Origin of the sequence: Rhizobium atlanticum (assembly GCF_030182485.1) — a bacterium.
Lineage (GTDB): Bacteria > Pseudomonadota > Alphaproteobacteria > Rhizobiales > Rhizobiaceae > Rhizobium.
The window spans coordinates 219,389-237,350 of record NZ_JAQJCJ010000005.1; the positions used below are offsets into that span (position 1 = coordinate 219,389).

Sequence of the window (17,962 nt, forward strand, 5' to 3'; positions counted from 1 at the left end):
CGGCTCCGCTCGTTTGCGAAGCGTTCTGTCGGATTTCTACCAGCAGAACCGGAGTGCGGCAATGGCGACCGGCGAGGCGATTCCGGAATTCATCAAACGCCCAAACAAAAAGGCCGGGTTTCCCCGGCCTTCGTAATTCCGTCTGTCCGAAACGATTAACGCTTGGAGAACTGGAAGGAGCGGCGGGCCTTTGCCTTGCCGTACTTCTTGCGCTCGACGACGCGGCTGTCACGGGTCAGGAAGCCGCCCTTCTTCAGTACCGAGCGCAGGCCCGGTTCGAAGTAGGTCAGCGCCTTGGAGAGGCCGTGGCGAACAGCGCCGGCCTGGCCGGAAAGACCGCCGCCGGCAACGGTTGCGATGATGTCGAACTGGCCGTCACGGGCAGCTGCGACAATCGGCTGGCGCAGGATCATCTGCAGCACCGGACGGGCGAAGTAAGCCGTGAAGTCCTTGCCGTTGACGATGATCTTGCCGGAGCCGGCCTTGACCCAAACGCGGGCGACGGCGTCCTTGCGCTTGCCGGTCGCGTAGGAGCGGCCGAGCGAATCGACCTTGCGGACGTGGGCCGGAGCGGCAGCTTCGGAAGATGTGCCGAGATCCTTCAGGGAGGAGAGGTCAGCCATGATCAGGCGCTCCTTACGTTCTTTTTGTTGAGCGCGGCAACGTCGAGGGCGACCGGCTGCTGGGCTTCATGGGGATGGTTGGGACCGGCGTAAACGCGAAGGTTCTTCATCTGGCGACGGCCGAGCGGGCCGCGCGGAACCATGCGTTCGACGGCCTTTTCGAGGACGCGCTCGGGGAAGCGGCCTTCAATGATCTGACGTGCGGTGCGCTCCTTGATGCCGCCGGCATAACCGGTGTGCCAGTAGTAGACCTTGTCGGAATACTTCTTGCCGGTGAAAACCACCTTGTCGGCATTGATGACGATGACGTTGTCGCCGTCGTCAACATGGGGCGTGAAGGTTGCCTTGTGCTTGCCGCGCAGGCGCATAGCGATGATGGAAGCGAGACGGCCAACGACCAGCCCTTCGGCGTCGATGATCACCCACTTCTTCTCCACCTCTGCAGGCTTCTGTGAGAAGGTTGCCATGTCAATACTCTCTTTTAGGACCCTTGGCCCGAGGGCTTTAAGGGCGTTTCTTGTTGCTTGGATTGGCAAGCGCGAACCTGCCAAAAAGAAAGCAGTCCCGGACGGGCTGCGTTCTGTCGCGGTGTATAAAGGCAATGTGACCCAGGGTCAATATCGGCTTTCGCGACCGTCAGAAAAAAGAACAAGTGAAAACAAACGTTTATCTGTGTGGTGTTGTGGTACCCCACAATCAGGCTGAATATTTGCCCGTTTAAAGTTTTCAGCGTTGCGCCGCCGTCGGTCGAAAACCATCGCTAATCCTCAAAGGAACGCAGGCTTTTTATCATTTCCCGGAGGCCGCGTGTCAGATGTTTGTCCCGGCGAAGAACCATGCCGAGGCGGCGTGTCAGCTTCGGCTGCAGCGACGATGTCGTCAGGAGACCGGCGCGGTCGCGCTTCACCGCTAACCCCGGCAGGATCGACCAGCCGAGTCCGACGGCCACCAGTTCCTTGATCGCTTCGATACTGCCGAACTCCATCGCCGGTCGGATCCTGATATCCGGGGCGGCTAGCCACGCGTCGATTGCCCGCCTCGTATTGCCGCCCTCGTAAAGCAGCAGCGTCCTGCCGCGCATGAAGGCCGGGTCCGGTCCACCCTCGGGCACGGGGCTGCCCGCGGGGGCGACAGCCAGCAATTCCTCTTCGTAGAAGGGTTCGATCTCGAAGTTCCGTCCCGATGCTGGCAGGGCCACAACGGCGATGTCGAGGCTGTTGGCTTCCAGATCGCGCAGGATATCTTCGGCATTGCCGATCGAGACGGTGATTTCGAGGCCAGGCATGGACTGCCGGGCGGCGGCGATGGCGCGGGGAAGCAGATGGATCGATGCCGTGCCGCCGCTGCCGATGCGCACCCGGCCGCTGGCGCCATCCCTGTGGGGCATCATCGCTTCTTCCGCCGCGGCTGCCTGCTGAAGCAGACGCCTTGCATGCGAAAGCAGGTCGATGCCCGCCGCCGTCGGTTGCGCCCGCCGCCCGACGCGCTCGATCAGCCTGACGCCGAGCCGCTTTTCGAGCCCCTTGATCTGCAGGCTGACGGCCGGCTGCGTCACGCCTTCCTTGTCGGCCGCAGCCGTAAAGCTGCCGAGGTCGGCGACATTGATGAACGTCGCAAGCTGATCAAGATTGAGGAGCATGCCAAAGAAATCCTTATGCATATAATAATACCCATAAGCTTCTTTCGCTGCGTCTTCCAGCGCATCTTTCGTCCGTCAGGAAAGGATGAAGGATGACCGTGGAATTCGACGAAAGCTTGGGCAGCGCCCTTCGGCTGAAACGCCGCGAGAGGGCGCGCTGGGGCAGGCGGCTGCTGGCGGCTATAGAGTGTCGGCTCGAAAAGCGTCGCAGCCGCCGCAAGCTGTCGGAACTCACCGATGACGAGCTTCGCGATATCGGTCTGACCCCTGCGCAGGCGAAGGCAGAGCGATCGAAATCATGGTTCTGGTTTTGACTGCGACGGCGTATCCTGCTCGAAATGGGCGGCGCCGTGTGGCAGAACGGCTGTGTGGAAATCGAGCGCAGGGAGCAGCATCATGGCTGAAATCGTATCCTTCCGAAAGGAAGCGGACAGGACTGACGGATTGTTGCTCCGCTCGTTGCGCGACGGCGTGCTGCGGCTCATGCTTAACGACCCGCCGGCTAATGCGCTGTCGATCGCGCTTCTCCAAGCGCTGATGGCCGAGCTCGAAAAGGCGGAGGCGGATTTGGATGTGCGCGTCGTCGTCATCGCCTCGACCGGCGCCGTTTTTTCCGCCGGCCACGACCTTAAGGAACTCACGGCTCATCGCGTCGACGAAGATCAGGGCGCTGCTTTCTTCGAGAAAAGCTTCAGGCTCTGCGCCGATTTGATGCTGAAGATTGCGCATCTGCCAAAACCTGTCATCGCCGAGGTCGATGGGCTTGCAACGGCTGCGGGCTGTCAGCTCGTCGCATCCTGCGATCTGGCGATCTGCACCGACACTTCGACGTTCTGCACGCCGGGCGTCAATATCGGCCTGTTCTGTTCGACGCCGATGGTGGCCGTTTCCCGTGCCGCGCATCGTAAGCAGGCTATAGAGATGCTCTTGACCGCTGAGACGATCGACGCCTCGACCGCCAAGGATTTCGGCCTCGTCAACCGCATCGTGCCGAAGCAGTATCTTGCGCAGGTCGTTTCCAAATATGCCGCTGTGATTGCCGGCAAATCGCCACTGATCCTGAAAATCGGCAAGGAAGCGTTTTATCGGCAGCTCGAACTGCCGGTGGTGGCGGCCTATGATTATGCCGCTATGGTGATGGTGGACAACATGCTGACGCAGGACGCGCAGGAAGGGATCGGCGCCTTTCTCGGCAAGCGCAAGCCGGAATGGAAGGGCGAATGATTAGGCGAGTTTCAGAACCAGCACGCCGACCGCGATGACGACGCCGGCGACGTAACGCCAGATGCCGGCTTTTTCCTTGAAGACGGCAACGGAGAGCACCAGCGCAAAGAGGATCGAAGTTTCCCGCAGTGCGGCAACGGTCGCTACCGGCGCCTTCGTCATCGCCCAAAGTGCCAGCCCATAGGATGCAATCGATCCCGCGCCGCCGATCAGGCCGCGCCACCAGTTGCGGCGAACGTGATGCAACACCGTCAAGCTGCCGCGCTGGGATGCCGCCCAGGCAAACAGCAGTATCGGCGGCAGCAGCGACATCCACAACGTATAGGAAACCGCACTGCCTGAAAGGCGTGCGCCGATGCCATCGACAAAAGTATAGCTGGCGATGACGAACGCATTGGCAATCGAGAAGGCGACCGCATGGCCGCTGCTGCGCCGAGCCTCCAGGGCGAGCGTCAGGACGCCGGCTGAAATCGTCATGATGCCGGCAAGAGCGGCGCCGGAAAGATGTTCGCGCAGGACGATGCCGCTTGTCGCGGCAACCAGCAACGGTGCGCAACCACGCATCATCGGATAGACGAGGCCGATATCACCGGCTCGGTAAGCGGCGGCAACCAGCTGGAAATAGGCGAACTGCAGGATGGCCGAGGCGCCGATGAACGGCCAGGCCGCGCTTTGTGGCAACGGCAGAAATGCCAGAAACGGCAACGCGGACACTGCGCCGCCGGCCGAAATCAACGCCGCATCCAGGGATTTATCGCTGCCCGCTTTGACAATCGCGTTCCATGTCGCATGCAGCAACGCACCGAACAGAACGAGCAGGATGACGTCGAGAGGCAAGGGATAGGTCCGGTGCTGCGGAAGAAGGCGAAGCGCCTCGCCCCGACGGGGCAGAATTCTGGAAAGACAACTGATATTTGCACGAAATGCATTGCCGCGGTCGCGGATGCGTTCTCGGCTCCAATATCATTCTTTCAATATGCAAACAATGGCGGGGTATGACGACAAGTTTTACGTGCGCGCGATATGCGTTCAATCCACGCGATCTTCTCAACTATGAGATGTTTCTAATGGACGAGAGAACATATGGTGACCTTATGGGGAATGGAAGGGGAAAGCAGCTGAGGGAATTCCATGGCGGATCTTTCTATGCTGCTGAAATACAGATATTCTTCTATAACTTTGATATACGCGAAAAAAGAAGCTTCAGATTGTATGTTCTCAGAGAGTTCGCATCGCGCGATTGAACTGGAAGCCTGTTTGCAAGCGCGGAAGGCGATCGGCGCCTGCAGGGGTTGCGGCGGCGGGGAGGTCAGAGCTGATGATGCGGAACGAGGAGCATCCCGTCAAGGTTGTCTAGGCTTTGGCAGTTCAGAACCGGGCAGCGTGGATCGTCCTTTGTCGGGATATGGGTCCATTCCGCATAATCGGTCGCGTCACAATAATTGCTGTTGCGCACGTAGCGATCATAAAGCGGCAGCCCGCGGGGAGATTGGTAGCGGAAGATCACGGCGCCCTGATTGTGGATGGCCGCCCGCACGCCGGCGCAGCTCATGGTGAGCGGATTGTAGCGCGAGATCGCTGCTGCCGGTGATGCGGCGAGCACAAGCATGAGGGCAAGAGCAATTTTTCTCATTGAATCATCCTCAGAGCCATTCAACTCTTATATACGCAAACACGTGCAGCCGGTTCTGCCGAAATGCAAAAAAATGCCGGCAGGCTCACAGGCGCTGCCGGAATGGAGAAACGGAAATGGATCACGACGCCTACACGGATGATTATCTCGCCGGAATCCTGCAGTCGGTAAAGACCATCGCGCTGACCGGTGCCTCGCCCAATCCGGCCCGGCCGAGCAACGGCGTCATGGGCTATCTGCTGTCGCGCGGCTATGAGGTCATACCGGTCAATCCGGGGCAGGCGGGCAAACAGATACAGGGCCGCACCGTCTACGCCCGTCTTGCCGACGTTCCGGTGCCGATCGATATGGTTGATGTCTTTCGCGCCGCCGAATATCTCGATGGGGTCGTTGAGGAGGCGTTGGCGCTGAGGCCGTTGCCGAAGGTGATCTGGGCTCAGCTTGGCGTCCGCAACGATGCCGCGGCGGCAAAGGCGGAGGCTGCCGGCATTAAAGTGGTGATGAACCGCTGCCCGGCGATCGAATATCCTCGTCTCATTGCCTGATGGGGGCTGCCCTGAGACGGATTTTCCACCGAACGCCCAAGGGTTGAAACGGATCGCGGTTAACTTTCGTCGGCGACAAGCTATGATCCTGCCCTGTGAGCAACAATTCGGAGGGCGACATGGCCAAGAACGATCCTGGATTCAACACCTTGGCGGTCCACGCAGGCGCTCAGCCCGATCCGGCTACCGGCGCACGGGTGACGCCGATCTACCAGACGACCGCTTTCGTCTTCAACGATTCCGATCATGCCGCCGCCCTCTTCGGCCTACAGGCCTTCGGCAATATCTACACCCGCATCATGAACCCGACGCAGGCCGTGCTCGAGGAACGCGTCGCCGCGCTTGAGGGCGGTACGGCGGCCCTTGCCGTCGCCTCCGGCCACGCGGCGCAGATGATCGTCTTCCACACCATCATGCGCCCGGGCGAAAATTTCATCGCCGCCCGCAAGCTCTATGGCGGCTCGATTAATCAGTTCGGCCATGCTTTCGAGAATTTCGGCTGGCAGGTGCGATGGGCCGATTCCGCCGATCCGGCGAGCTTCGAAAGCCAGATCGACGACAAGACCCGCGGCATCTTTATCGAAAGCCTTGCCAATCCGGGCGGCACCTTCGTCGATATCGCCGCCATTGCCGACGTCGCGCATCGCCACGGCCTGCCGCTGATCGTCGACAACACGATGGCAACACCCTATCTCATCCGTCCGATCGAGCACGGCGCCGATATCGTCGTGCACTCGCTGACCAAATTTCTCGGCGGCCACGGCAATTCCATGGGCGGCCTTATCGTCGACGGCGGTACCTTCGACTGGTCGAAGTCAGGCAATTACCCGATGCTGTCGAGCCCGCGGCCGGAATATAACGGCATGGTTCTACACGCGACTTTCGGCAATTTCGCCTTCGCGATCGCTGCCCGCGTGCTCGGCCTGCGCGATCTCGGCCCAGCGATTTCGCCCTTCAATGCCTTCCTGATCCTCACCGGCATCGAAACACTGCCGCTCAGGATGCAGCGCCACAGCGACAATGCCATCGCCGTCGCCCGGTGGCTGAAGGCGCACAGCAAGATCGCCTGGGTGAATTATGCCGGCCTCGAAGACGATCCGAACCATGCCATGCAGCAGCGTTATTCGCCGAAGGGCGCAGGCTCTGTCTTCACCTTCGGCGTCCGGGGCGGTTATGAGGCTGGTAAGACGCTGGTCGAAGGAGTTGAGCTCTTCTCCCATCTTGCGAATATCGGCGACACCCGCTCGCTCGTCATTCATCCGGCCTCGACGACGCACCGGCAACTGAGTGACGAGCAGAAGATCGCCGCCGGTGCCGGACCCGACGTGGTGCGGCTTTCCATCGGCATTGAAGACGTCAAGGACATCATCGCCGATCTAGAGCAGGCGCTCTCGAAGATCTGATTGTCCTGGCTGCCGTGGCCTCGCTTTTGCGCCTCAGTCGACATCGCCGACAACCTGGAATGGCTGGCGCAGGGGTTGGCCGATCTGCTGCGCGATGTGAGACCAATCGCCCTGAGGGCAGCAGCCCGCAACTACTCGTTTCCTCCAACAAGGCCTGGTCAATCAGTCTGATGGTGGTCACAAACGCTTTCAAGTATGCCTTCCCGAACGACAAGGGCGGAAGCGTTGAGATTACGCCGGCCATGGAAGGACCAGACATAATTATTGCAGTGGAGGACAACGGGGCGGGCTGCCCAGCAACGGAACGCAAAGCCGCTCCAGAACTCCGCTTTCGGAATATCGACCGCAAGCCGCTTCCCGATAGGATATGGACAGTAACGTGGTATTGGGTGCCATTACTCTCTTTTTCGTATTCGAAATGACCCACTGGCTTCGTGACCGCCGAGCCAATTATTCCGGCTTCTTCGAAAGCTTCGCGCTCGGCGGTCTGGGCACTGGCCTCGCCATCCTCGATCGTGCCTTTGGGAATCCCCAGTCACCGTGCGTTTGCTCCGCACAAGCACTAGAGGCGTTTCGTCCGCCCGAGCCGTCGGGCAAACTCCCGCAGCCTGGTACACGGTCCGCCGCGGCGACGTTGTACGTACCGTTGTTTCGCGCTCAAGCAATATAGTGTCAGCCGATTTCCTGCGTCGCGGTGATGGGACAGCTCTACGTCACAAACATGTCATCTAGCAAGGCGGATAAGGCGGCGGCGAACCGGCGGTGACCACAATACCGGTCGGAAAGTTCCCGCTTGGTGACGCGTTACCCGTTTATCTCTTCCCGGTCCTGCATCCTATCACGCACGTTCTCCGGGCCCGCGATCAAAGCGGCGATCGCCGTCGCCTTCTCCCGATCACCGTAGCCGGCCACATAGCCCTCCAACAGGACGCTTCTGCCGACCATGCTTACAGAGATGGACGAGCTTTCCAGCTCTGGTTCCGCTGACACCGCGGCCTGCACGCTCGCAAGCTGATCGTTGGCTAGGCTTTCAGGCTCAAAGCTCATGGCAGTCCTCCTTCGTGATACGAAGGAAACAGCGAACTGGTAATTTGGTTCGCGATAGGGACTTAGGTCCGAGAAGCCATAACGGAAGGCGTACCGCCATCATGAAGGTAGGTCCCGGCAGCTTCTGGAAGGCAGCGCAGGAGCGGAACATCGCCCCTGTTATGCCGGTTAGCCCCGCAAACATTGGCGCTAGCTATCGTTCGTACTGGGTCTTCGACCTGCCCAATAACGGCCCTGTCGCTTACGTCGGTCCCACCAGCCGGCCTCGACGACAGGTTGGATGAACGTACATCATCTATAACTTCGCACCTGCGGTAATTGTCATACGATTTAAAGCGCTAAATAAATACAAAAATCAGTTGCTTACTTGAAATTTCTCGACTACGTTTTTTAGCGAGAAGTTCCGAAATGTCGGCGCTTGTTGGCGCTGCTCAGCGATCGTTTGACCTCGCTTGAGGGAGGATCATGACTTTGTTTGTCCGTCTTCGTTTCTTCGCGGTGGTGCAGCGAATGCGTGATCTCGTCTCGATCCGATACCGACCTACGACGGCAATCTGACGCGTCCTAAACCCTTTGTTCCACTTTTCTAAGATGGTGCTCCCGTGTGGCGCGCCCGAGGTTTGTTATGCAAAAGCAAGCTGTCGTATTCAATGGTCAGGAAGTCGGGATCGCGGTCCCCGTGGAAAACCGCCTCAAATTCATCGCTGTCCGCTTCAATGTCATCGACCTGGACAACAGGCTCTTCGACACGGTTACTGAAATACGGCGCGCCATTACACAGCATCTGGCCTCCAGCGGTCGTGCGATCATCTCGCACTGAATGGCAGGAGATATTCTTCAACGTCACGGCACAAATGGGATTGCAGGCTCACTTGTAAAGCCCTGCAAAGCTGCCGCGTTTCAACTTGTGAGGAGATGAGGAATGTTGATCACGAGCGTCCAAGAAACAGAATGGGCCGTGCTCTCGCTGTCCGTTCAATCTTGGTTTAGGCACTACAAGGCCAAACCGGACGACAAGACATCGGAAATGATCTGCAGCGCGGCAATCGACCTTTTCAATCGCGGCCATCGCACCCAGGAGGAACTCACCAGTATATTAATCGCGCGGTTCCCCCTGATCGCGCCTGCGCCCACAGCCCTCCATTAATCGCTCCGAGGCATGGGAACATCGCGAATCTCAGCGCACTCGAAATCCGATACGAGGCCAGTAACAAAGTCTAGTAGGCGATAGATGGTGCTTCTCTGATTGGCGGAGTTAGGTCACGCGACTTGTTCGTATTTCGGCGGGTCGCCTCACTTCTTGACCGAGGGCCTCCAGCGCCTGCTCATGTGACGATGGTGCTGCGGTAGTCCCAGAGTTCGCGCAATAGCCTCGCGACCGAAGACGCCGGCGCGCTCGACGAGCGATCTAAGGGTCTCGCCTTTGAAGTGCCGCGTCCGTTGAAGAGGCGGCCCTCGCTCGCCTTCGCGGCGGACGTCGTAATGTCCCGACGATCTTTGGAATACGACCGACGCTTCCTTGCTGATACCTTTTGCTGACTGCGGTGGATGGAGCAATCATGGCTCTCGTCATTCTCACTGGCGCATCGGGGGCCGGAAAAACGACAATCGCCGAAGCTATTGAGCGGCTGCATGGGCAAGAGCACGACGTCTTTTACCAGGACCGCACCGGGGTTCCGCCCGTCGAGGAGATGGTTGGTCAATTCGGCTCCGTCGAAGGATGGCAGAGAGCGGCCACTTTAGCCTGGATGTCGCGACTGTCGCCGCTTCTGGCAGAAGGGCGCAGCGTCCTATTCGAGGGCCAGTCGCGTTTTTCCTTTCTGGCCGAAGCGGCCGCACGTGCCGGGATCGGTTCGCATTCCTGTATCTTGATCGATTGCGACGACGAGACCCGAGCCAGGCGCCTTTTGATTGATCGAGGCCAGCCTGAGTTGGCAAATCCGGATATGATGAACTGGGCCGCCTTCCTACGGCATGAAGCAGCGGCATACGGCTGCGAAATTCTCGACACATCGAACCTGACGCTGGAACAGGGAGTGGAACGAGTCCTTTGCGAATTGCGGCGGCCTATTTGATCCGGACCAGGCAGTTGAAGTTTGGCCGTTCCAGTGCGGCGTTCGTCCGCTTGTTCTGCTAAAAGCATAGAGAGGGAGGCGCAGTTGCACCTGACTTTGGAGTTGTTTGTCCAAACGCCTCAGACATCGATTGATTTCTACCAGCGAGTCCTGGCTTTGAAGTCGAGGGCTCGGCGAGCACGGGATATACGATGGTGAGAAACGGCGACGCCGTCATCGCGATCAATTCGCGAAGCGTCCTTTCGAGCGATCATCCGTTACGCGGCGAAATCGGCGACAGGGTCGGCCTCGGCGTCGAGATTGTCTTGAAGGTCACTGATGTCCAGGATGCCTATCGCAAGGCGGAAGAGCGGCTGGCCACTTTCCGCCCTCGCCATGCAGCCTTGGGGACTGCCCGACTTTCGCCTTGTCGACCCCGACGGCTATTATGTCAGAGTGACCAGCACCCACAGGAACTGACTGGACCATCATGGCGGCTATGGGCTTCGTGCCAAACTCTGAACGGCTGCGCTTCGGTGGCGACCGTTGCAAATCGGTAGGATCAATTGCTGCCGAGCCTCAGGGCGTTCGGATAGGAGGTCCTTAAGCCCTTTTCTTTAGTTCCCGCTACTTCACGTTGAAGCGGTTTTGTTGCTCAGTTTTCAATTCCAAATTTCAGAAAACAAGCGTATGTTGCGCGGTTAGGATTGCGGTAACCATGCCTTGAGGGGTCGGGGACGATGTGCTGGAATACGTCAGGGGCATTCACGCCGGTCGCGCTTGCTTTGCGCGGTCCGGCAGCACGCAAGATCGTCCGGACGCTCGGCGATGCGGCACATCTCCTGATCAACGATTGGCCTTCTGATGACGGCGAGGAATACGTCGCTGCCGTAAAAGCATGTGTCGATGCAATTACCGGCAAAATTAGCCCGGAACGATTCCGCGAGGCGCTTCTGCTTGCAGCCGATGAAGCGGGTATCGCTGCTCTGACAATTGTCCCCGTCGGAGTGACAGAGCGGCGACCGGACCTGCGCTCAGCCGCGCCAAGATAGCCCCTCTTTCAAGCGGCTCCTACCAGGAGCATTGTGTCAAATACGACCGCTGCCAAGACTGGCAAAATTCTCACAACTGAAAGCACTGCCGTCAATCCTAACCGCCATCTTCACAAATGTCGCTCAAGGTGATGGGAAAAGGGCTCAGTTCCCAAGGGCGGTAAATGCCCTGTGCGACGAGAGACAAATTGCAAAGATTTCGAACATTCGCGCGCAGACGTTTGCCGCGAAAGACACTGGCGGCGGAGGGTTTATGATGGTTGCGGCGAATTTCATCACCTTCAACATCGATGGCGTCGAACCCGAGTTCGGCGCCCCGGAGGCCGCTCGGATCGTCTCCGGCGATCCGCAATTTCGCACCTGGAATCTGGAGGAGACCGACGGCGGTCTTTATTCCGGAATCTGGGAGGCAACACCCGGCAAATGGCGGATCGTCTACGAAGAGTGGGAATATTTCAGCCTGCTGTCAGGCCATTCGATCGTGACGGAGGACGGCGGTGAGCCGGTGCATCTGAAGCCGGGCGACCGGATGATCTTGAGGCCGGGCTTCAAGGGAACCTGGGAAGTGGTTGAAACGACTCGCAAGGACTATGTAATCAAGGTCTGAACAGCGGCTCAGAGCCGACTCTCACGTTGGCGGGCCTGTCCCGCTTTGCTGCGATTATGACCCGTTTCTCCTGCAATAACCGCTTCCCCTCCGCCGACAAAAGGCATTTGATGTTGCCTATTAATCGAACCTAAATCGTCAAGTGCTAGACCTTATCTGCAGCGCATTGCGGACATGATGTCTCCTGCCGTCACTATAGACATGGCCTTGAAATTCATCTTTTCGGGATTGGCATGTCGTCGAATCTTGCGGGTAGGCACGTTCGGACCCAAACGTCTTCCATCATTGCGACCACCGTTTTCTTCCTTGTCGTCGCGCTCGTTCTGACCGGCCTCATGGCCCACGTCGTGGCCTCGATGACCCGATCGGCGAACGAAATCGACGATGCCAGGGCCAGTCGCGCCTCACGCGCAGCGATCGCAGCCTTTGTCAGCCGCCTGAGCGCGACGACAACCGACAACGCCGTATGGGATGATGCCTATAAGGCGATCGCAACTCCCGGAGCCGCGGATTGGGCTTATGAGAACTGGGGAAAGACCAGCGAGGATTACCCGCTCTATGACGGTGCCATCGTGACCGGTCCCGATCGCTCGTCGATCGTCTCCGCCTATGCCAAAGGCGAGCCCTTCCAGCCAAGCGCCTTTTTCGGCGAAGCTTTCTACCGGCAGATCAATACGGCCATCGATTTCCCACAGGCGCCGGTGGTCAATTTCATTAAGACGGAAACCGGCATCGCTGTCATCGCATCACAGCCAATCCAGCCTTTCGAGAAAGAAGGCGAGCTTCCGAAGCTCAGCGTGCTGAGCTTTTACAAAGAGTTCAACTCGGACGTTCTCAGTACGCTGTCAAACGAACACGAACTCGAGGGCTTGCGCCTTGCCGCCGCGCCCGAGCCGGGTCTGCTGAACACACCGATTACGGATATGAAGGGTGGCGTCATCGGCCATCTCGTCTGGCCGAGCAAAGCGCCGGGAAGCGCCGTGTTCCGACAGGTCTACCCTTTCGTTGCAGCCGCCATCATCATCCTCGTGCTATTCCTGGCCGGCGTTCTACTGGTGGGCGCAGCCGAAGCGCGGCGTCTGCGTCAACTGGCGCAGGCAGCGATTTTCGAAGCAAATCACGATAGTCTGAGCGGCCTGCTGAACAGGCATGGGCTTCTCGCCCTGCTGGAAGACCTGGAGGGTTCGGATAGTGCGCCGCCCCGCCTCTATCTGGTCGACCTTGATGGGTTCAAGGCCGTCAATGATGCCTGGGGTCATGCGGTGGGGGACGACCTTATCCGGATCGTTTCGAACGCGCTGATCGCCTGTCATCCCGAAGTCGTTGCTGCGGCCCGGTTGGGAGGCGACGAATTCGCTCTGGTCCAGGCCGGCACTGCTCCGCGTCAGGAGATAGAAGAAACCATTCTGGCGCTGTTTGTCGAACCCTTCAAAATCGACGGACGAACGATCGAAGTTGGTGCGAGCATCGGAGCTGCTGCGCGTGATGCAGGCATCGAGCCGCTGGAGCTTTTGCGCAGGGCTGATATGGCCCTCTACCGCGCCAAGGAAAATGGCAAAGGCCGGGCGATCGAATATGATCCCGAGCTGGATCGGGAGCGCGAAAGGATCGCTGAATTGGAAGCTCTGTTGAAGAATGCGCTCAGCAATGGCGCGATCGAAGCCGTATTCCAACCTCTCGTTTCTGCGACGACGGGCGCGGTGACCGGTCTTGAAGCGCTGGCCCGCTGGCGCACTGCGACAGGAAATATCAGTCCGGAAATTTTCATTCCGCTTGCCGAAAGATGCGGCCTCATCGATGCGCTCGGCAGTCATATGCTGAAAACATCGATCGAGCACGCCAGAAATTGGCCAGGTATGGCCCTGTCCGTCAACGTCTCGCCGGTTCAGCTCTGCAATCCGGAATTTGCCGCCGACGTGATCTCCCTCCTACAGGAACTCGATTTCGATCCGAGGCGGCTGACGTTGGAAATCACCGAAGGCGTCCTCATGACGAATCCGGATCAGGCCCGCCGGTCGATAGATTACCTCAAAAAGGTCGGTATCAAATTCGCGCTCGACGACTTCGGCTGCGGCTATGCAAGCATCGGCGCATTGCGGCAGTTCGGCTTTGATCGGATGAAGATCGACCGCTCGCTGGTCTCCGCTCTCGACCAGGCATCGAATGGCGCCGATGTTCTCAGGGCGACCATCTCTTTGGCGACCGCTCTGCAGATTCCCGTTACGGCGGAGGGCATCGAGAATAGCCGTCAGGCGGCGATCTTGCGGGAGGCCGGCTGTGACCAGCTGCAAGGCTATTTGATCGGAAAACCGATGTCGGCGCTCGACATATCCAGCAAGCTTCAAGAACAGGCAGCGTAATGCCGCGAGATCGCGGCAGCAGGCTGGGCGGAACTTCGGCCGATCTGGGATACTGTGCCGATCACCACCGGAGATCCAGGCGGTCGAGCCCGTGGAAATGATAGACGTCCTTGACGACGGGCGTCTTTGCCAGCCTGAGGCCGGGAAGCCGTTCGAACAGGATCGGCACCACGACGTTAAGTTCCAGCCGCGCCAATGGCGCGCCGATGCAGAAATGGATGCCGGCGCCGAAGGAGAGGTTTTGAGCCTCGTTGCGATCAGGCCGGAAGGCGAGGGGATCGGTGAATTTCGCCGGGTCAAGATTGGCGGCGGCGAGGATGAGGCTTACCTTTTCGCCGCGCTTGAACGAAACGCCGTCGATCTCCGCGGGCTCGAGCGCCCAGCGCTGGAAGATGTGGACGGGCGCGCAGATGCGCAGGGTCTCCTCGATGGTGCGCTCCGTCGCCGCATCGTCCCGGAAGAGTTCTGCCGGATCTCGACCGCTGTTGAGGATGGTGTGCACGGAGTTGCCGATCTGGTGCACTGTCGCTTCATGGCCGGCATTGAGCAACACGATCGTCGTTGAAATGAGTTCTTCTTCAGTGAGATACTGGCCCTTGTGCTCCGTGCGGATCATGTGGGTCAGCAGGTCATCGCGAGGCTCTGCCCGGCGTTCGGCGATTGCCCCTCTGACATAGTCGGAAAATTCTCTGGCCGCCCGTTCGGCCTCTTCTTCTTGCTGGCGTGTGCGGCCGAACATGTACATGCGCACATAGGCATGCGACCAGGCGAGCAACTGCGGCCCCATATCCTCGGGGATGCCGATCATGCGGGCAATCATCGTCACCGGGATGATGTCGGCAAAAGCCGAGAGCAGCTCGACTTCGCGCTTCTCCGCAAAGCCGTCGATCAGCCGATTGGCAAGCTCGACAAGCTCCGGCTTCATCTTCTCGACATGGCGGGAGACGAAGGCGCGGTTGACGAGCGTGCGCAGACGCGTGTGCTCCGGCGGTTCCAGCTCGAGCAGGGAGTAACGTTCCGAGAGATCGAAACTTTCAAGATGCGGCATCGGCTCGGCGAGGCCTAGCTCCTCCCGGCTGGCGATATGGAGGATCTGCCGGCCGAAGCGGCGGTCGCGCAACAGTCCGTTCACATGGTCGTAGCCGGTGAAGAACCACTGTTTCTGCTCCTCCCAGTAAAAGGTCGGGCAGTGGGCGTGAAGAGCCGCATAGACGGCGTTCGGATTGCCATAGAAGGCCGGGTTGCGAGCATCCAGCGAGACATGGCGGCTGGCGCGATCGATCGAGAGAAAGGGCGGTATGGTCATGCGTTGAGGCTTAACGGATTTGTCCGACCTGTAAAAGATGCGGGAGAGAAAGGCCGGCGGAAGCCGGGCACGCCCGATCAGACGCGCTGACCATATCGAGATTTTTGTCTAAGCCTGGGGAATGAATCTGTTTTCAGACTTGCGGCTAACCGGCCCGTGACAGCGTGCCCATGCGTCGCAGCGCCTCGACCTGGTCGTCGACCGTGGGCACGAGTTCGCCGGCGGTGGTGCTCGGCGTGGCTGGCGCTGGAGCCGCCGCTTCCTCTTCGCCGAAGGTGACCGTGCAATTGCGGCCGGCGGCCTTGGCCGCATAGAGAGCCCGGTCGGCGGCTGAGATCAGTTTGTCGATATTGGCTTCGATCGAGGAGGCGAGCGCGATGCCGATGCTCACCGTGACCGGAACGATTGCTTCGCCAGTGCTGACGGGAAGGCGGCAGAATTCGGTACGGATCGCTTCGGCGATCGCCTCGGCTTCCGTCTGATCCGCGACGGCTGCGAAGGCGGCGAATTCTTCCCCGCCCATGCGGCCGAAGATGTTGTTTGGAATATATTGCCGGGCCATGCGCGCGAAGGCGGTGAGCACCGCGTCGCCGGATTGATGGCCGAAACGGTCGTTGACGCGCTTGAAATGATCGAGGTCGAAAAGGATCACCGCGACCTGCCGCTGCTCGCTATGGGCTCTCTCCTGGATTGACTCGAAATAGCCGAGCAGGCCACGGCGGTTGAGCACACCGGTCAGGGAATCGGTCAGCGTCATGACGCGCAGATGCCGTTCGGAGCGCTCCATCACCAGTCGACAGGTAAGCGCGAAGGCGATGGTGAGCAGGAAGGCGCTTGCCATGGCCGAGACGCCGCCGAGATTAGTTGCCTCGATATCGCTCGGCAGCGTAACCGCCATCGTCAGCGCCGAGCCGAAACACAGGCAGCCCTGGATGACGAACACTCCCATAAGCTTAGTGCGGGTGCGCTCACGGCGGATGTCGCCGGCGGCCACCGCCATGGCCAATGCCGTGGCGCCCGTCGCCGAAGCGAGATTATAGAGCACGACGCGGTTGGAATAATCAGTGTTGACCCAGGGCAGAAAGACCCCGGCCAGCCAGATTGCCGGCGGCAGCAGAGCCCACCATTCCATCTTCTTGCGGTCGAGTGCGAGAAAACCCGCCACCCAGGCGCTCTGGCCGAGCAGCGCGATGGCATTGCCCACCTCGATGGAAAACAGGCTGGGGATTTCGCTGCGAAGCGAGATCATCGCAAAGCCTATGGCGGTCAGAAAGAAGCCCAGGCCCCAATAGAGATAGGCTTCATTTCTGACATTGTGGCGCCAAGCGACGAAGAGCACCAGAGCGAGCGTCATGGCCTCCGAACACCAGATGGCGAGACCTGTAGCGATATTGAACACGGCAGCAACCCCTTGCCCGTCGACCTTGTCTGTTGGCCCGCATCCTTGCGGAGGAAGCTCGCCACTTCCTTAATGTCGTTGCACTGCGGCATGATATTCGGCCGGTATCTGGCGATAGGCTTTCCGTTGGGTAAACGTGCTTGAGCGCTGTCGAATGGAGTAACCTTTCCTTCATTCTGTCATGGAGAAAAGCGAGGGGAGACGACATCGGGGGCTCGCGGCCGACAGGCGTTTGCGAGAAAGAGGCTGTCGGCGCCCAAGCCCTGGGGCCTTGCCCCGTCTTCTTAACGTTATCCCAATGCGTGTCTTGAAGAGGAGGGCAGGGACACTCTATGTAGGGATAAGACATTTTCTTTGATTCCCGGCGTGCCGGCATGACGTTGACAAAGGACGCACATGAGAAACCCAGTTGATACCGCAATGGCCCTCGTGCCGATGGTCGTCGAACAGACCAACCGCGGTGAACGCTCCTACGACATCTATTCCCGTCTGTTGAAGGAACGCATCATCTTCCTGACCGGCGCCGTCGAGGATCACATGGCGACGCTCGTCTGCGCCCAGCTTCTCTTCCTCGAGGCGGAAAACCCGAAGAAGGAAATCGCTCTCTACATCAATTCTCCCGGTGGCGTCGTCACCGCGGGCATGGCGATCTACGACACGATGCAGTTCATCAAACCGGCGGTTTCGACGCTCTGCATCGGCCAGGCCGCGTCCATGGGTTCGCTGCTGCTGGCGGCCGGCCATAAAGACATGCGCTTCGCCACGCCGAATTCCCGCATCATGGTTCACCAGCCCTCGGGCGGCTTCCAGGGCCAGGCCTCGGACATCGAGCGCCACGCCCGCGACATCCTAAAGATGAAGCGCCGGCTGAACGAGGTCTATGTCAAGCACACCGGCCGCAGCTACGAGGAAGTTGAAAAGACGCTCGATCGTGACCATTTCATGGATGCGGACGAGGCCCAGGGCTGGGGCGTCATCGACAAGGTTCTGACATCACGCCTCGAGATGGAAGGCGAGCAGGCCTAGTAATTAATTGGGATGGTGTTTTCCTCGCCACAGTTCTATCTCAT

21 protein-coding genes are annotated in these 17,962 nt (G+C 59.3%); 12 read left to right on the plus strand and 9 right to left on the minus strand.

Features of this window, described 5'->3' with window-relative positions; all coding sequences use genetic code 11:
• Positions 1-155: 155 nt before the first annotated feature.
• From rpsI to PH551_RS09915, 3 genes are all read right to left on the minus strand, one after another.
• The gene (gene rpsI, locus PH551_RS09905) at positions 156-623 is read right to left on the minus strand and encodes a 30S ribosomal protein S9 (protein WP_011424897.1); all 468 of its coding nucleotides are present in this window, start codon (positions 621-623) and stop codon (positions 156-158) included.
• 2 nt (positions 624-625) lie between these two features.
• Positions 626-1,090, minus strand: coding sequence for a 50S ribosomal protein L13 (gene rplM, locus PH551_RS09910; RefSeq protein WP_011424898.1), 465 nt, complete (start codon positions 1,088-1,090; stop codon positions 626-628).
• 293 nt (positions 1,091-1,383) lie between these two features.
• The gene (locus tag PH551_RS09915; protein WP_285192859.1) at positions 1,384-2,283 is read right to left on the minus strand and encodes a LysR family transcriptional regulator; all 900 of its coding nucleotides are present in this window, start codon (positions 2,281-2,283) and stop codon (positions 1,384-1,386) included.
• A gap of 71 nt (positions 2,284-2,354) precedes the next feature.
• Here PH551_RS09915 and PH551_RS09920 point away from each other — a divergent pair, with 71 nt between their 5' ends.
• Together PH551_RS09920 and PH551_RS09925 are read left to right on the plus strand one after the other, a co-directional pair.
• Complete coding sequence (locus tag PH551_RS09920; protein ID WP_285192860.1) at positions 2,355-2,576, plus strand: DUF1127 domain-containing protein; 222 nt, start codon at positions 2,355-2,357, stop codon at positions 2,574-2,576.
• Positions 2,577-2,658: 82 nt separating this feature from the next.
• The gene (locus PH551_RS09925) at positions 2,659-3,486 is read left to right on the plus strand and encodes an enoyl-CoA hydratase (RefSeq protein ID WP_285192861.1); all 828 of its coding nucleotides are present in this window, start codon (positions 2,659-2,661) and stop codon (positions 3,484-3,486) included.
• Here the strand turns inward: PH551_RS09925 and PH551_RS09930 are convergent, their stop codons facing one another.
• Together PH551_RS09930 and PH551_RS09935 are read right to left on the minus strand one after the other, a co-directional pair.
• The gene (locus PH551_RS09930; RefSeq protein ID WP_285192862.1) at positions 3,487-4,323 is read right to left on the minus strand and encodes an EamA family transporter; all 837 of its coding nucleotides are present in this window, start codon (positions 4,321-4,323) and stop codon (positions 3,487-3,489) included.
• A 472-nt stretch (positions 4,324-4,795) separates the two neighbouring features.
• Positions 4,796-5,119: a hypothetical protein gene (locus PH551_RS09935; RefSeq protein WP_285192863.1), complete on the minus strand. Its 324-nt coding sequence runs from the start codon at positions 5,117-5,119 to the stop codon at positions 4,796-4,798.
• A 116-nt stretch (positions 5,120-5,235) separates the two neighbouring features.
• Here PH551_RS09935 and PH551_RS09940 point away from each other — a divergent pair, with 116 nt between their 5' ends.
• Together PH551_RS09940 and PH551_RS09945 are read left to right on the plus strand one after the other, a co-directional pair.
• On the plus strand, positions 5,236-5,664 hold the full coding sequence (locus tag PH551_RS09940) for a CoA-binding protein (protein ID WP_097598388.1): 429 nt from the start codon (positions 5,236-5,238) through the stop codon (positions 5,662-5,664).
• Positions 5,665-5,783: 119 nt separating this feature from the next.
• A complete protein-coding gene (locus PH551_RS09945; RefSeq protein WP_183699469.1) occupies positions 5,784-7,067 on the plus strand; it encodes an O-acetylhomoserine aminocarboxypropyltransferase in 1,284 nt (427 codons plus the stop codon).
• Here PH551_RS09945 and PH551_RS09950 read toward each other — a convergent pair.
• The gene (locus PH551_RS09950) at positions 7,030-7,602 is read right to left on the minus strand and encodes an NUDIX domain-containing protein (RefSeq protein ID WP_350223850.1); all 573 of its coding nucleotides are present in this window, start codon (positions 7,600-7,602) and stop codon (positions 7,030-7,032) included. The genes PH551_RS09945 and PH551_RS09950 overlap by 38 nt on opposite strands.
• Positions 7,603-7,871: 269 nt before the next feature.
• A complete protein-coding gene (locus PH551_RS09955; protein ID WP_285192864.1) occupies positions 7,872-8,114 on the minus strand; it encodes a BON domain-containing protein in 243 nt (80 codons plus the stop codon).
• Between the two features lie 625 nt (positions 8,115-8,739).
• Here PH551_RS09955 and PH551_RS09960 point away from each other — a divergent pair.
• From PH551_RS09960 to PH551_RS09990, 7 genes are all read left to right on the plus strand, one after another.
• Complete coding sequence (locus PH551_RS09960; RefSeq protein ID WP_064711990.1) at positions 8,740-8,934, plus strand: hypothetical protein; 195 nt, start codon at positions 8,740-8,742, stop codon at positions 8,932-8,934.
• Positions 8,935-9,036: 102 nt separating this feature from the next.
• A complete protein-coding gene (locus PH551_RS09965) occupies positions 9,037-9,261 on the plus strand; it encodes a hypothetical protein (protein WP_285192865.1) in 225 nt (74 codons plus the stop codon).
• A 412-nt stretch (positions 9,262-9,673) separates the two neighbouring features.
• Positions 9,674-10,189: an AAA family ATPase gene (locus PH551_RS09970; RefSeq protein ID WP_285192866.1), complete on the plus strand. Its 516-nt coding sequence runs from the start codon at positions 9,674-9,676 to the stop codon at positions 10,187-10,189.
• A 318-nt stretch (positions 10,190-10,507) separates the two neighbouring features.
• Entirely contained in the window at positions 10,508-10,648 is a 141-nt protein-coding gene (locus PH551_RS32890; protein ID WP_350223849.1) for a VOC family protein, read from the plus strand.
• 260 nt (positions 10,649-10,908) lie between these two features.
• Positions 10,909-11,220 (plus strand): DUF982 domain-containing protein, encoded by a 312-nt coding sequence (locus tag PH551_RS09980; RefSeq protein WP_285192867.1) that lies wholly within the window; start codon positions 10,909-10,911, stop codon positions 11,218-11,220.
• 253 nt (positions 11,221-11,473) lie between these two features.
• A complete protein-coding gene (locus PH551_RS09985) occupies positions 11,474-11,827 on the plus strand; it encodes a cupin domain-containing protein (RefSeq protein WP_285192868.1) in 354 nt (117 codons plus the stop codon).
• A 233-nt stretch (positions 11,828-12,060) separates the two neighbouring features.
• Positions 12,061-14,187: a bifunctional diguanylate cyclase/phosphodiesterase gene (locus PH551_RS09990; RefSeq protein ID WP_285192869.1), complete on the plus strand. Its 2,127-nt coding sequence runs from the start codon at positions 12,061-12,063 to the stop codon at positions 14,185-14,187.
• 61 nt (positions 14,188-14,248) lie between these two features.
• Here PH551_RS09990 and PH551_RS09995 read toward each other — a convergent pair whose 3' ends face one another.
• Positions 14,249-15,493, minus strand: coding sequence for a cytochrome P450 (locus PH551_RS09995; RefSeq protein ID WP_285192870.1), 1,245 nt, complete (start codon positions 15,491-15,493; stop codon positions 14,249-14,251).
• A gap of 145 nt (positions 15,494-15,638) precedes the next feature.
• Complete coding sequence (locus PH551_RS10000) at positions 15,639-16,892, minus strand: GGDEF domain-containing protein (protein ID WP_285192871.1); 1,254 nt, start codon at positions 16,890-16,892, stop codon at positions 15,639-15,641.
• Between the two features lie 396 nt (positions 16,893-17,288).
• On the opposite strand from PH551_RS10000, the gene clpP reads away from it, so the two are divergent.
• Positions 17,289-17,918, plus strand: coding sequence for an ATP-dependent Clp endopeptidase proteolytic subunit ClpP (clpP, locus tag PH551_RS10005; RefSeq protein ID WP_038688182.1), 630 nt, complete (start codon positions 17,289-17,291; stop codon positions 17,916-17,918).
• The last annotated feature ends 44 nt before the right edge of the window (positions 17,919-17,962 follow it).

Coding starts and splice junctions, on each gene's coding strand:
- rpsI (WP_011424897.1), bottom strand. CDS start 623: ATGGCTGACCTCTCCTCCCTGAAGGATCTCGGCACATCTTCCGAAGCT.
- rplM (WP_011424898.1), bottom strand. CDS start 1,090: ATGGCAACCTTCTCACAGAAGCCTGCAGAGGTGGAGAAGAAGTGGGTG.
- PH551_RS09915 (WP_285192859.1), bottom strand. CDS start 2,283: ATGCATAAGGATTTCTTTGGCATGCTCCTCAATCTTGATCAGCTTGCG.
- PH551_RS09920 (WP_285192860.1), top strand. CDS start 2,355: ATGACCGTGGAATTCGACGAAAGCTTGGGCAGCGCCCTTCGGCTGAAA.
- PH551_RS09925 (WP_285192861.1), top strand. CDS start 2,659: ATGGCTGAAATCGTATCCTTCCGAAAGGAAGCGGACAGGACTGACGGA.
- PH551_RS09935 (WP_285192863.1), bottom strand. CDS start 5,119: ATGAGAAAAATTGCTCTTGCCCTCATGCTTGTGCTCGCCGCATCACCG.
- PH551_RS09940 (WP_097598388.1), top strand. CDS start 5,236: ATGGATCACGACGCCTACACGGATGATTATCTCGCCGGAATCCTGCAG.
- PH551_RS09945 (WP_183699469.1), top strand. CDS start 5,784: ATGGCCAAGAACGATCCTGGATTCAACACCTTGGCGGTCCACGCAGGC.
- PH551_RS09955 (WP_285192864.1), bottom strand. CDS start 8,114: ATGAGCTTTGAGCCTGAAAGCCTAGCCAACGATCAGCTTGCGAGCGTG.
- PH551_RS09960 (WP_064711990.1), top strand. CDS start 8,740: ATGCAAAAGCAAGCTGTCGTATTCAATGGTCAGGAAGTCGGGATCGCG.
- PH551_RS09965 (WP_285192865.1), top strand. CDS start 9,037: ATGTTGATCACGAGCGTCCAAGAAACAGAATGGGCCGTGCTCTCGCTG.
- PH551_RS09970 (WP_285192866.1), top strand. CDS start 9,674: ATGGCTCTCGTCATTCTCACTGGCGCATCGGGGGCCGGAAAAACGACA.
- PH551_RS32890 (WP_350223849.1), top strand. CDS start 10,508: ATGTCCAGGATGCCTATCGCAAGGCGGAAGAGCGGCTGGCCACTTTCC.
- PH551_RS09980 (WP_285192867.1), top strand. CDS start 10,909: ATGTGCTGGAATACGTCAGGGGCATTCACGCCGGTCGCGCTTGCTTTG.
- PH551_RS09985 (WP_285192868.1), top strand. CDS start 11,474: ATGATGGTTGCGGCGAATTTCATCACCTTCAACATCGATGGCGTCGAA.
- PH551_RS09990 (WP_285192869.1), top strand. CDS start 12,061: ATGTCGTCGAATCTTGCGGGTAGGCACGTTCGGACCCAAACGTCTTCC.
- PH551_RS09995 (WP_285192870.1), bottom strand. CDS start 15,493: ATGACCATACCGCCCTTTCTCTCGATCGATCGCGCCAGCCGCCATGTC.
- clpP (WP_038688182.1), top strand. CDS start 17,289: ATGAGAAACCCAGTTGATACCGCAATGGCCCTCGTGCCGATGGTCGTC.